This window comes from Kitasatospora dryopteridis (genome assembly GCF_050749075.1).
Lineage (GTDB): Bacteria > Actinomycetota > Actinomycetes > Streptomycetales > Streptomycetaceae > Kitasatospora.
In genome coordinates this window covers 2,046,877-2,058,498 of the sequence record NZ_CP192749.1, presented here as the reverse complement: position 1 = coordinate 2,058,498, position 11,622 = coordinate 2,046,877, and the positions used below count along the sequence as shown (strand labels likewise).

General features: G+C 74.4%; 12 protein-coding genes and 1 pseudogene. 6 read left to right on the top strand and 7 right to left on the bottom strand.

Going from position 1 to position 11,622, the window contains the following annotated elements; translation table 11 throughout:
• The first annotated feature begins 98 nt into the window (after window positions 1–98).
• A complete protein-coding gene (locus ACQ614_RS09375; RefSeq protein WP_431677965.1) occupies window positions 99–1,100 on the top strand; it encodes a hypothetical protein in 1,002 nt (333 codons plus the stop codon).
• Window positions 1,101–1,321: 221 nt separating this feature from the next.
• On the opposite strand, the gene ACQ614_RS09370 is transcribed toward ACQ614_RS09375, so the two are convergent.
• Window positions 1,322–2,317 (bottom strand): ABC transporter permease, encoded by a 996-nt coding sequence (locus ACQ614_RS09370; RefSeq protein ID WP_431677964.1) that lies wholly within the window; start codon window positions 2,315–2,317, stop codon window positions 1,322–1,324.
• Window positions 2,318–2,421: 104 nt separating this feature from the next.
• On the opposite strand from ACQ614_RS09370, the gene ACQ614_RS09365 reads away from it, so the two are divergent.
• Window positions 2,422–3,051: a TetR/AcrR family transcriptional regulator gene (locus ACQ614_RS09365; RefSeq protein ID WP_431677963.1), complete on the top strand. Its 630-nt coding sequence runs from the start codon at window positions 2,422–2,424 to the stop codon at window positions 3,049–3,051.
• Window positions 3,048–3,506: a hypothetical protein gene (locus ACQ614_RS09360; protein ID WP_431677962.1), complete on the top strand. Its 459-nt coding sequence runs from the start codon at window positions 3,048–3,050 to the stop codon at window positions 3,504–3,506. Before ACQ614_RS09365 ends, ACQ614_RS09360 begins: the two co-directional genes overlap by 4 nt.
• Before the next feature lie 62 nt (window positions 3,507–3,568).
• On the opposite strand, the gene ACQ614_RS09355 is transcribed toward ACQ614_RS09360, so the two are convergent.
• A complete protein-coding gene (locus ACQ614_RS09355) occupies window positions 3,569–3,955 on the bottom strand; it encodes a DUF6223 family protein (RefSeq protein ID WP_431677961.1) in 387 nt (128 codons plus the stop codon).
• Window positions 3,956–4,189: 234 nt separating this feature from the next.
• Here ACQ614_RS09355 and ACQ614_RS09350 point away from each other — a divergent pair, with 234 nt between their 5' ends.
• From ACQ614_RS09350 to ACQ614_RS09340, 3 genes are all read left to right on the top strand, one after another.
• Window positions 4,190–5,305, top strand: coding sequence for a sensor histidine kinase (locus ACQ614_RS09350; RefSeq protein WP_431677960.1), 1,116 nt, complete (start codon window positions 4,190–4,192; stop codon window positions 5,303–5,305).
• Window positions 5,302–5,964, top strand: coding sequence for a response regulator (locus ACQ614_RS09345; RefSeq protein ID WP_431677959.1), 663 nt, complete (start codon window positions 5,302–5,304; stop codon window positions 5,962–5,964). Before ACQ614_RS09350 ends, ACQ614_RS09345 begins: the two co-directional genes overlap by 4 nt.
• A gap of 147 nt (window positions 5,965–6,111) precedes the next feature.
• Window positions 6,112–6,270, top strand: a complete 159-nt coding sequence (locus ACQ614_RS09340) for a hypothetical protein (RefSeq protein ID WP_363495586.1) — start codon at window positions 6,112–6,114, stop codon at window positions 6,268–6,270.
• Window positions 6,271–6,283: 13 nt separating this feature from the next.
• Here ACQ614_RS09340 and ACQ614_RS09335 read toward each other — a convergent pair.
• From ACQ614_RS09335 to ACQ614_RS09315, 5 genes and pseudogenes are all read right to left on the bottom strand, one after another.
• A pseudogene (locus ACQ614_RS09335) lies at window positions 6,284–7,062 on the bottom strand (sirohydrochlorin chelatase).
• An 11-nt stretch (window positions 7,063–7,073) separates the two neighbouring features.
• Window positions 7,074–7,973 (bottom strand): ABC transporter permease, encoded by a 900-nt coding sequence (locus tag ACQ614_RS09330; protein ID WP_431677958.1) that lies wholly within the window; start codon window positions 7,971–7,973, stop codon window positions 7,074–7,076.
• The gene (locus ACQ614_RS09325) at window positions 7,960–8,769 is read right to left on the bottom strand and encodes an ABC transporter ATP-binding protein (RefSeq protein WP_431677957.1); all 810 of its coding nucleotides are present in this window, start codon (window positions 8,767–8,769) and stop codon (window positions 7,960–7,962) included. Before ACQ614_RS09325 ends, ACQ614_RS09330 begins: the two co-directional genes overlap by 14 nt.
• 134 nt (window positions 8,770–8,903) lie before the next feature.
• Window positions 8,904–10,052: an aliphatic sulfonate ABC transporter substrate-binding protein gene (locus ACQ614_RS09320; RefSeq protein WP_431677956.1), complete on the bottom strand. Its 1,149-nt coding sequence runs from the start codon at window positions 10,050–10,052 to the stop codon at window positions 8,904–8,906.
• 249 nt (window positions 10,053–10,301) lie between these two features.
• Window positions 10,302–11,621 (bottom strand): sulfate adenylyltransferase subunit 1, encoded by a 1,320-nt coding sequence (locus tag ACQ614_RS09315; protein WP_431677955.1) that lies wholly within the window; start codon window positions 11,619–11,621, stop codon window positions 10,302–10,304.
• Between the last annotated feature and the right edge of the window lies 1 nt (window position 11,622).

Here is an 11,622-nt window from a genome sequence, read left to right as displayed (position 1 = left end):
TGGTGGCCCGACTACCAGTATCGCCACGCACTGCCGCGCGGCCGCACCGGGCGGAAGGCTGGAAACCGTCCGAACACGCCGTACTGACGGGAAATCAGATGAACCGCCGCACCCGCAGCGCCGTCCTGCTCGCCGCCCTCGCCGCCGCACCCGCCGTCCCGGCCGCCGCCGCGCCTTCCACCGCCGTCCACTGCGGGCCCGCCGCGATCGCCGGCCACGCCGACACCCTGCACCCCGAAGGCGCCACCTGGGACGCCGCCCGCGGCCGCTTCCTGGTCGGCTCGCTCCGCCACGGCACCGTCTCCGCCGTCCGCCCCGACGGCACCACCACCACACTGGTCGACGACCCGGCCGTGCTGGTCTCCACCATCGGCATCCACGTCGACGCCGCCCGCAACCGGGTCCTCGTCGCCAACGGCGACCCCGGCACCTCCCTGCGCACCGACCCCGCCGGCTCCGGACGGATCGCCGGCATCGGCGCCTACGACCTCACCACCGGCCGCCGCCTCTTCTACACCGACCTCGCAGCCACCGCCGGAGACGGCGGCCCCCACTTCGCCAACGACCTGGCCCTCGGCCCCGACGGCACCGCGTACGTCACCGACTCCTTCGCCCCGATCGTCTACCGCGTCGCCCCCGACGGCACCGCGGGCATCCTCCTCCGCGACACCCGGCTCGCAGCGCCGCAGGGCGGCTTCGGCCTCAACGGCATCGTCCGCCACGGCAGCACCCTGGTGATCGGCAAGTACGACGACGGAACCCTCTGGCGCCTGCCGATCGACCGCCCCCGGGAGCTCGCCCGCATCCCCGTCACCGGCCCGGCCGGCTCCCTCACCGGTATCGACGGGCTGCTGCTCCGCCCGGACGGCACCCTGCACGGCATCACCAACCACATCGGCGGCAACGGCGCCAACGCCCGGGTCGAGATCCGCTCCACCGACGGCTGGCGCACCGCCCGCAGCTCGGTGCACCCGCTGACCGATCCGGCCCCCACCGTGCTCACCCCCGGCCCCGCCGGCAGCACCTACATCCTCGACGGCCGCGCCGACCTCCTTTTCGCGGGCACCCCCGTCGACACCTTCACCCTCCACCGCCTCTGAACCACCAGCCTTCGGCCGGCCCGGCAATCGCCAGGGGCGCGTGGGGGCACCTCCCGGCCGAAGGCTGGGGGAGAACTGCGCGAGACGGAAGGTCACGGTCCGCACCTTCCGTCTCGCGCAGTTCCCCGCGCCCCTGTTGTGGTACCCGAACCGGCCACCTTGCGATATCCCGGGCTGCGCAGTTCCCGCGCCCCCTTGGGGTTCCCGGTTCTCCCACTCCGTCAGGCCGCGACTGCGGCGGGTTCCGGTGCGGTGGCCGGTGCGGTGCGGCGGCGGGCGGCGGCGAGGCCCACGGCGGCAAGCCCCAGGCCGGCCCACAGGAGCAGGGTCAGCAGCGGGCCGCCGGCCCCCGCGCCGTCGAAGTAGGACACCGACCGCAGCAGCGTCCCGGCCGCCCCCGGCGGCAACTGCTGCCCGAGGACGCCCGCCGGGGCCGGCAGCATTTCGGGTGCGGAGGCGACACCGGAGAAGGCATTGCCGATCAGCACCATCAGCAGGCCGGCCACGGCGAGGCCTGCGGTGCCGAACAGTGCCGCCGCTCCGGCGGCCGTGGCGCCGACCGCGAGGACGGTCAGCCCGATCACCCCGGCCTCGGCCCACCAGTCGCCGGTCAGCGTCCCCAGCCAGCCGTGCGCGAGGGCGGCGCCGCCCAGGCCGGTGAGCAGTGCGGCCCCGAGGAGTGCGGCGATCGCCCGGCCGCCGCGCAGCCGCATCGCCGTCACCACCCCGCCGGCCGCCACCCCGGCCAGCACCAGTGGCAGCAGCCCTGCGCCGAACGCCGCCCCGCGCGGGTCGGCGGCCGGGGTCGGCACCACGTCCGTCACGTGCACGGAGGTGCCGGCCGGGGCGGCGGAGTCGGCGGCCGTGCGGAGCAGCTGCGCCACGGCCGGCCCGGCGGCCGAGGCGGTGAGCAGCTCGGGGCCGCCGGGGCCGGCCACCAGGGCGCCGTAGACGTCGCGGTCCTCGACGGCCTGCCGGGCGGCGGCCGCGTCGGCGTAGTGGTGGATCTCGAAGGCGCCGGGGTGGGCGGCCAGCCGCTGTTCCACGGTCGCGGTGGCGGCGGCCGGCCCGGCGACGCCGATCGGCAGGTCGCGCGGGGCGGTGCGGGCGGCGGGCCAGGCGAAGGCCCAGAGGGCGAGGGCGGCCAGCAGCGGTACGAGTGTCCAGACGGCGACGAGGCGCCGGGAGGCGGGTGCGGACTCGGGGGAGGCGGACATGGCAGCCCCTCGATTCAAAGAGAAGGATCGTTCGTTTTACGTGGCTCACTCTCCGCCCGCCCGTCGCGCTTGTCAAGAATGAACGTTCGTTTTACTGTTGCCCCATGGCTCGCGTATCCCAGGCGCACCTCGACGCCCGCCGCCGGCAGATCCTCGACGGCGCCGCCCGCTGCTTCGCGCGCAACGGCTTCCACGCCACGTCCATGCAGGACGTGCTGCGCGAGTCCGGGCTGTCCGCCGGCGCCGTCTACCGGTACTTCGCGAGCAAGGACGAGATCGTCGCGGCCATCGCCGACGAGGCCTTCGGCCTGGTCCGCTCCGCCTTCGCGGACGCCGCCGCGGCCGTCCCCCCGCCCACCCCGGACGTCCTGCTCGGCCGGGTGCTGACCGCCGTCTTCGACCAGGCCCCGCCCGAGGGCGACCGCCAGGCCTTCGCCCGCCTCATCGTGCAGGTCTGGACGGAGACCCTGCGCAACCCCGCCCTCGCCGCCACCCTCAACGAGGGCTACACCGCCATGCGCAAAGCCTGGGCCGACCTGGTCGGCACCTACCGCGAGGCCGGCCTGATGCCGCCCGGGCCGGACGCCGACCACGTCGCCCGCACCCTGATCGCCACCGCCCAGGGCTTCATCGCCCAGCAGGCCCTGTTCGGCGACGCCGACCCCTCGGTCGTCGAGGACGGCCTGCGCGCCCTCACCACCATGCGCAACGACGCCTCCCCGGAGGCCCGGTGAACGGCGCACCCGGCCCCGCCGCCGAACGGCTCGACCTCCAGGAACGCGCCCTGGACGACCTGCTCGCCGCCCTCGGCCTGCCCTTCGAGGAACCGGACGACCCCCGGGTGGCCCGCCTCGCCGAACGGCACCCGCACTACCCCCAGTACCACCGCATCGGCCACAAGCGGCAGACCGCCTACCGCGCCCTCGCCGCCGACCGCAGCCTCACCCGTACCCACGAGGACGCCGTCTACCGGGCCCTCGTCCACGACGACGACCCGAGCTCCCCGCGCTGGCTCGCCGCCGTCCTGGTCACCGCCACCGGCGCCCGCCGCCTCCAGGACCGCCTCCTCACCACCCTCGCCACCGGCACCTCCCACGAACGCACCTGCGCCGCCCGGGCCTGGCGCTGGGCCGACGCCGACCCCGCCGACCCCCGCTACATCGCTCTCCTCCCGCGATCGGGCGAGTGACCGCGGGGCCTCCGCCTCCCGTCGCGTCCGGCCCACCCACGGCGGGGAGGCCGCCACTGCGGTCAGCCGGTGCGGCGGGAGCGGGTCAGGGCCAGCCCGCCGAGAACCGTGGCCACCAGGCCCACCAGCAGGGCCACCACGGCACCGCCCAGACCGTTGCCGGTGCCGAGACCGCCGGAGGCGGTGGCCGCCACCAGCCCGCCGAGGGCCATGCCGGCCGGCCCCGACACCAGGGCCAGGACGGCTCCGCTCCGCCCGGCGCCACCGCCACCGCCGGTACGACCGCGCGAGCGGGACAGGGCCCTGCCGGCGGCGACCACGCCGACCACCGCCAGCAGCGCGGCCACCACGGCCCCCAACCGCCCGGCGCTCATGGTGAGGACACCCGCGGCCTGCTGGACGGTGGCGTGCGCGGACGCCGGTGCGGCGAACACGGATGGAACAGACATGGGTTCCCCTTCTTCTCCCACGGCCGGACACCTCCTGCGCCGGACGCCCTCCGAGCATGGCCGCCCGACCCGCCGCCGGTCGTCCGACGGACGCGGACAATCCGCGCTGCCGCCCGTGCCGCACCCGGTTGCGGCGGACGCAGCAGGAACCGCGGAGGTACCGCGGCTGCAGTAGTCGGCCGCTCATTCCCACGCAGGACCCCGCCCGCGCCGCCGTCCGGCTAGGGTGCGCGCATGGACAGGGGACGGATCGGTGTCGGGGACTGGGCGATCGCCGGCGGTGTGGCAGCGGCGCTGCTGGTCACCGGGATGTCCGGACGGCATCCCGCCACCGGCCCCGACCTGCTCGGCTGCGTCCTGCTGGCGGCCGGCGGTCTGGGGCTGGCCGCGCGCCGCCGGGCCCCGGTCGCCGTCCTGGCCGGTACCGGGCTCTGCGCGGTGGGCTACCAGGCGGCCGGTTTCGACGTGCCCGCCGTCGCCTACCTGTTCGCGGTGTACGCGGCAGTCCGGGCCGGACACCGCACCGCCGCGGTGGCGGTGAGCGTGGCCGTGCTGGCGGCCCTCCTGCTCGCGGCCCTGGCCTCGGGCCTGCACGACACGGGCGAGGCGTTCGCACGGGCCCGGGGAGCCCTCGAACTGGCCTGGCTGATCGCCGCGGGCGCCGCGGGCGAAGCGCTGCGGCAGGCAGAACGGCGGGCGGACGAGGCCGAGCGCACCCGGGAGGAGGCCGCACGGCACCGCGCCGACGAGGAACGGCTGCGCATCGCACGGGAGTTGCACGACTCGCTCACCCACCAGATCTCGATCGTCAAGCTGCAGGCCGAGGTCGCCGTGCACGTGGCCCGCAGACGCGGCGAACCGGTCCCCGAGGCCCTGCTGGCGATCCAGGCGGCCGGCCGCGAGGCGGCGCGGGAGCTGCGCGCGACCCTGGAGGCGCTGCGCGACGACGACACCACTCCGCCGCGCGGGCTCGACCACGTCCCGGAACTGGTGGAACGGGCCCGGTCCATCGGCTTGGACGCGACCCTGACGATCGAAGGACAACCCCACGACGTGCCCGCCGCGGTGGAGCGGACCGCCTACCGGATCGTCCAGGAGTCGCTCACCAACATCGCCCGCCACGCGGACGCCGCCAAGGCCTCCGTCCGGATCGACTGCCGTTCGGACGTCCTCGCGATACGCGTCGACGACGACGGCAGGGCCGCACCGGACAACGCCCCGACACCGGGCATCGGCCTGCTCGGCATGCGCGAACGGGTCACCGCCCTCGGCGGCCGGCTGCGCGCGGAACCGCGGAGCGAGGGCGGTTTCACCGTCCAGGCCGAACTCCCCGTGGAGGGGACGGCGTGATCCGTGTCCTGCTGGTCGACGACCAGCCGCTCATCCGCAGCGGATTCCGTGCACTCCTCGACCTCGAGGAGGACATCGAGGTGGTGGCCGAGGCCGCCGACGGGCAGCAGGGCCTGGCCCTCGCCGGGGAACACCTGCCCGACGTCGCCCTCGTCGACATCCGGATGCCGGTCCTCGACGGCATCGAGGTGACCCGGCGCATCGCCGCGGATCCGGCCCTGGCCCGGGTGCACGTCGTCATCCTGACCAACTACGGCCTGGACGAGCACGTGTTCAACGCGCTGCGCGCCGGGGCCGCCGGATTCCTCGTCAAGGACATCGAGCCGGAGGACTTCCTGCACGCCGTCCGGGTCGCCGCCCGCGGCGACGCCCTGCTCGCACCCTCGATCACCCGCAGACTCATCGACAGGTACGTCACCCAGCCGCCCGACACCGGCACCGGCACCGGCCTCGACGAGCTGACCAACCGCGAACGCGAGGCAGTGGCCCTGGTCGCGCGGGGCCTGTCCAACGATCGGATCGCCGACCTCATGGTGATCACCCCGATGACCGCCAAGACCCACATCAACCGGGCCATGACCAAGCTCCAGGTCCGCGATCGCGCCCAACTCGTCGTCCTCGCCTACGAATCCGGCCTGGTGACCCCACGCACCTCCTGACGTCCGCCGGCGCTGCGGTCTCCGGAATTCCCCGCGTGTCAGGGCCGGTGGGCGGGTAGTGTGCCCGGCATGCGATGCGGCATGTGCGGCTCTGAACGGCTGAGCGCGGTGGGGGACCTGACGACGGATTCGATGGCGACGGAGCGCATGCGCCTCCGTTTCCCGCGGCCCGGGAGATTCAAGTCCCGGCCGACCTTCACGGTCGCCTCGGCCCGGGCCTGCCGCGACTGCGGCACCCTCTTCCCCTGCCTCGGCGAGTACGAGCGGATGCAGCTCGACGCCACCGCCGACGACCTGGCCGAGTGACCCCGGGGGCCGGTCAGGCGGAGAGCGCCGCCGGGGCGGCAACGGCGAGGCGCGCGGCGTCGTAGCGCTGCAGTAGGAGTCCGGCGACCTCGGGGGCGGCGCCCAGCACACCGGCCAGCAGGTCGGCGCCGTCCGCGGCGGCCGCGATCCGGTCGGGCAGCAGCCCGGGCGCCAGCAGGTAGGGGGCGACAGCCACGGTGTCCGCACCGGCCTCCCGCAGCGCGGCGACGGCCTCCGGCACCCGCGGCCCGCCCGCGGAGGCGTACGCGACCTCGACGGCGGCCCAGCCGCGACTGCGGCGCCAGGTCTCGGCGACGGCCCGGGTGGCGGCGTCGGCGGCCGGGTCGGAGGAGCCGGCCGCGGCGAGCACACCACGCCGGTGCGGGCGCGCACCGCGGCACAGGCGGTGTCGAGCCCGGCTTCGGCGAGGCGCCGGTCCAGGGCGTCCAACAGCAGCGGGGAGGGGCCGAGCACGTCGGCGAGCGGCAGGTCGGCGCCGGCGGCGCGCAGCGCGGCGGGGATGTCGCTCTTGGCGTGGAAGGCCCGGTTGAGCAGCAGCGGCACGGCGACGGCGGCGCCGAGCCGGCCGGCGACCTGGGGGATGCGCGGGGCGCAGTGGTCCAGGTAGGAGGTGGCGACGGTGAGCCCGGGCCGCAGGCCGCGGACGCGGTGGACGAGGGCGTCCACGGTGGCGGCGTGCCGCGGGTCGCGGCTGCCGTGGGCGATCAGCAGCAGGGCGGGGCTGCCCGCCCCGCCGTGGCGGGCGGGGGCGGGCAGCAGACCGGTGCGCATGGCGGCCGTCCTCAGCGGGTGGTGACCAGCAGGCCGCGGTTGCGCAGCACGCGGCGCTCGATCGGGGAGAAGACGAGCAGGTCGATCGCCACGCCGACGACGAGGATCAGGACGATGCCGAGCAGGACGCCGGACATGTCGTTGAACTCGCGCTGGTTCTCCAGGTAGCGGCCGAGGCCGAGGCCCAGGTCGGGGGAGGAGGCGATGAGTTCGGCGGCCATCAGCGAGCGCCAGGAGAACGCCCAGCCCTGCTTGAGGCCGGCCAGGTAGCCGGGGAGGGCGGCGGGCAGCAGCACGTGGCGGGCGCCGGCCAGGCCGGTGGCGCCCAGGGTGCGGCCGGCCCGCAGGTAGATCGGCGGCACCTGGTCGACGCCGGAGACCAGGCCGTTGGCGATCGACGGGACGGCGCCGAGCAGGATGACCGCGTACATCGCCGAGTTGTTGATGCCGAGCCAGATGACCGCGGCGGGCACCCAGGCGACCGAGGGCAGCGACTGCAGGCCCGCGAGGACCGGCCCGAGGGCGGCGCGCACCGGCTTGACCCGGGCGACCAGCAGGCCGATCGGGGTGCCGATGGCGACCGCGGCGACGAAGCCGGACAGGCCGCGCCACACGCTCGTCCAGATGATCGAGAAGAGCGTGCCCTCGTACCAGAGGTCGGTGAGCGAGGACCAGACGGCCGCCGGGCTGGGCAGCTTGTCCGGGGTGGTCAGCTCCAGGCTGAAGGCGAGCTGCCACACGCCGAGGACGAGCAGGACGCCGAGGACGGGCGGCAGCACCTTCTGGCGCAGCACCTGGGTGATCGGGGTGCGCTGGACCTGGACGGAGTCCAGGGCGTCCAGGCCGGCCTCGACACTCGCGGTGTCGCCGGACCGGTCCTTGACCAGGGCGGTGGTGTCAGTGCTGGACATGGCGGCGGATCTCCCCACGCAGCTCTTCGGTGATCTCGATGGACAGATCCGCGACGCCGGCGTCTTCGATGCGGCGCGGCTGGGGCAGGTCGATCCGCCACTCCTTGGCGACCCGGCCGGGCCGGGAGGACAGCAGGACGACGCGCTGCGCGAGCCGGACGGCCTCGCGCACGTTGTGGGTGACGAACAGGACGGTCAGCTGCCGCTCCGCCCAGATGCGGGTGATCTCGTCGTGCAGGACGTCGCGGGTGATGGCGTCGAGCGCGGCGAACGGCTCGTCCATCAGCAGCACGCTGGCGCCCTGGGCGAGCGAGCGGGCCATCGCCACGCGCTGGCGCATGCCGCCGGACAGCTCGTGGACGCGCTTCTTGTGGGCGCCGCCGAGGCGCACCAGCTCCAGCAGCCGCTCGGCCTCGGCGCGGCGCTCGGCCTTGGGCACGCCGGCCAGGCGCAGCGCGAGCTCGATGTTCCTGCCGGCCGTCAGCCACGGGAACAGCGCGTGGTCCTGGAACATCAGGGCCGGGCGGCCGCCGGGCACCTCGATGTCGCCGGAGGTCGGCCGGTCGAGGCCGGCGACCAGGTTGAGCAGGGTGGACTTGCCGCAGCCGGAGGCGCCGAGCAGGGTGACGAACTCGCCGGGGGCGACGTCCAGGTTGATGTCGTCCAGGACGGGGGTGGCCGCGCCGGGGCGGCCGAAGGACTTGTGCACGTGCGAGAGGCGGACGGCGGGCCTGTCGAGCGTGGCCGCGGCAGCGCTGGTGGTGGCGGGCTCCGTGGTGGTCAGTGCCGGGGTCATCCGGGGACCTCCTCCGTGAGTGGACGGGCAGCTGGCTGGTGGCTCTCGGGGGCCGGGGTCCGGCCCCGCCCCGCCCGGTGACTGGGCATCGACTGGGCAGGGGCGGGGCGGACCGCGGGGTTATCGGGTGCGCGTCACTTGGCGCCGAGTCCGGCGTCCGCCACGGCGGGCTTGCCCTGGGCCTGGAGCACCTTGTTCAGCAGGGTCAGGTCGTAGATCCCGGCGAGGTTCGGCTTCTTCAGCAGGCCCGCGGTGACCGCGTGGTCGGCCTCGGCCTGCAGGGTGTTCGCCAGCGGGTCGTCCAGGAACTCGATGTCCTTCCACGCCGGGTCGAGGATCGCGGCGTCCAGCGCGTTGCCGGCCGCCTCCTTGATCGCGGCGTTGGCGGAGGCCTTGGCCTGGTCCGGGTTGGCCTTGATGAAGGCGTTGGTGTTCACCGAGCCGCGCAGCACGGCCTCCACCACGTCCGGGTGCTCCTTGAGGAACTTCTGCGAGACGATGATGTTGGTGATGACGAACTTGCCGTCCGGCCAGACCTGCTTCTCGTTCAGCAGTTCCTTGGCGCCGAGGCTGACCAGCTTGGAGGCGGTCGGCTCGGGCACCCAGGCACCGTCGATCGAGCCGGACTTGTAGGCGTCCGGGGTGACCTTGTTGTCGGTGCGCACCACGCTGACGTCGCCGGCACCGGACGCGGCGTCGACCTTGTAGCCCTTGGTGGCCAGGTAGTTGAGGAGCGCCACGTCCTGGGTGTTGCCGAGCTGAGGGGTGGCGATCTTCTTGCCCTTGAGGTCGTCCAGGGTCTTGATCTTGTCGGGGTTGACCACCAGTCGCACGCCGCCGGAGGCCGAACCGCCGATGATCCGCAGCGACTTGCCGTCGGACTTGGTGTAGCCGTTGATGGAGGGGGAGGGGCCGATCCAGCCGATGTCGATCGAGCCGGCGTTGAGCGCCTCGATCTCGGTCGGGCCGGCGTTGAAGATCTGGGTCTTGATCTTCGTGCCGCCGAGCTCCTTCTGGATCAGGCCCTCCTTGAGGCCGACCAGGGCGGTGCCGTGGGTGAGGTTGGCGAAGTAGCCGATCTTCACGGTGTCCGCGGAGAGCTTCGCGCCGGAGGCAGCCGTGGCGGGGGCCGCCGAGCTCTTGTCCTCGCTCTTGGAGCCGTAGCTGCAGGCGGACAGCAGGCCCGCGGCGGTGATCGCGGCGACGGCGACTGCGGCGGGCCGTCTGAAACGGCCGCTGCCGAACCGTCCGGAGGTATGCGTGGTGGCGGAGTCGAGTGCCATGGGAGTCGTCCCGTTCACGGTGGGCGCCGTGGGAAGCGCCGATGGAAGAAGTCGGTGTGGTGCTGACGGCATGTCGTATGCCGGGCAAGCCGGGCCGGTGCCCGCTGCGGGAAGGGACCGGCCCGGTGACAGGGGCTCAGCGCCCCTGTCCGCCTCCACATCGCGTCAGGCCGCCCTGGCCGCTGCCGAGGACGCCGCTGCCGATGCGGCCGCCTTCCTTGTCCATGCCCGAGAACGCCTCGCTGGGCATCAGACCCAGTCCTCCTCGATCGGTTCGGTGGTGGCGCGTACGGTGTCGAAGGCCTCGCCCGCCATGCCGGCGGTGAGGGTGGTGCCGTCGGCCGGGTCGATCAGCAGGAACGAGCCCGTCCGGCGGTTGTCGGTGTAGCTGTCGAGCGCCAGCGGCTCGGCGGTGCGCAGCACCACGTGGCCGATGTCGTTGACCTCCAGGCCGTCGGCACCGGAGCGCTGCTCCAGGGTGTCGATGTCGATCCGGTAGGAGATCTCCTTGACCAGCGCGCGCACGGTGCGGGTGGTGTGCTTGAGCAGCACCTTTGCGCCGGGGCGCAGGGCCCGCTCGTTGAGGTGGCAGACGGTGGCCTCGATGTCCTTGGTGGACACCGGGGCGGGACCGGCCGCGATCAGGTCGCCGCGGGAGATGTCGATGTCCTCGGCGAGGCGGACGGTGACCGACTGGGGGGCCCAGGCGATGTCCGTCTCCCTGCCGAGGGCGTCGATGCCCGCGACGGTGGTGGTGTGCCCGGACGGCAGGACGGTCACCGGGTCGCCGACCCGCAGCACGCCGGAGGCGAGCTGGCCGGCGTAGCCGCGGTAGTCCGGGTGGTCCTCGGTCTGCGGCCGGATCACGTACTGGACGGGGAACCGGGCGGGCTCGCCGCTCGGGTCGCTGCCGACCGGGACGGTCTCCAGGTGCTCCAGCAGGGTCGGGCCGCCGTACCAGTCCATGTGCGCCGAGGGCTCGACGACGTTGTCGCCGGCCAGGGCGGAGATCGGCACCGCGACGACGTCCTTGACGCCCAGCGAGGCCGCGTAGGCGGTGAACTCCTCGGCGATGGCCGCGAAGACGGGCTCGGCGTACTCGACGAGGTCCATCTTGTTGACCGCGAGGACGACGTGCGGGACGCGCAGCAGGGCGGCGACGGCGGCGTGCCGGCGGGTCTGCTCGACGACGCCGTTGCGGGCGTCGACCAGCACGACGGCGAGCTCGGCGGTGGAGGCGCCGGTCACCATGTTGCGGGTGTACTGCACGTGGCCGGGGGTGTCGGCGAGGATGAACCGGCGCCGGGCGGTGGCGAAGTAGCGGTAGGCGACGTCGATGGTGATGCCCTGCTCGCGCTCGGCGCGCAGGCCGTCGGTGAGCAGCGCCAGGTCGGGCGCCTCCTGGCCGCGGTTGCGGGAGGCGTGCTCCACGGCCTCCAGCTGGTCGGCGAGGACCGACTTGGAGTCGTGCAGCAGACGGCCGACCAGGGTCGACTTGCCGTCGTCCACGGAGCCGGCGGTGGCGAACCGCAGCAGCGAGGTGGCGGTGGTCTCCGGAGTGGCGGTCATC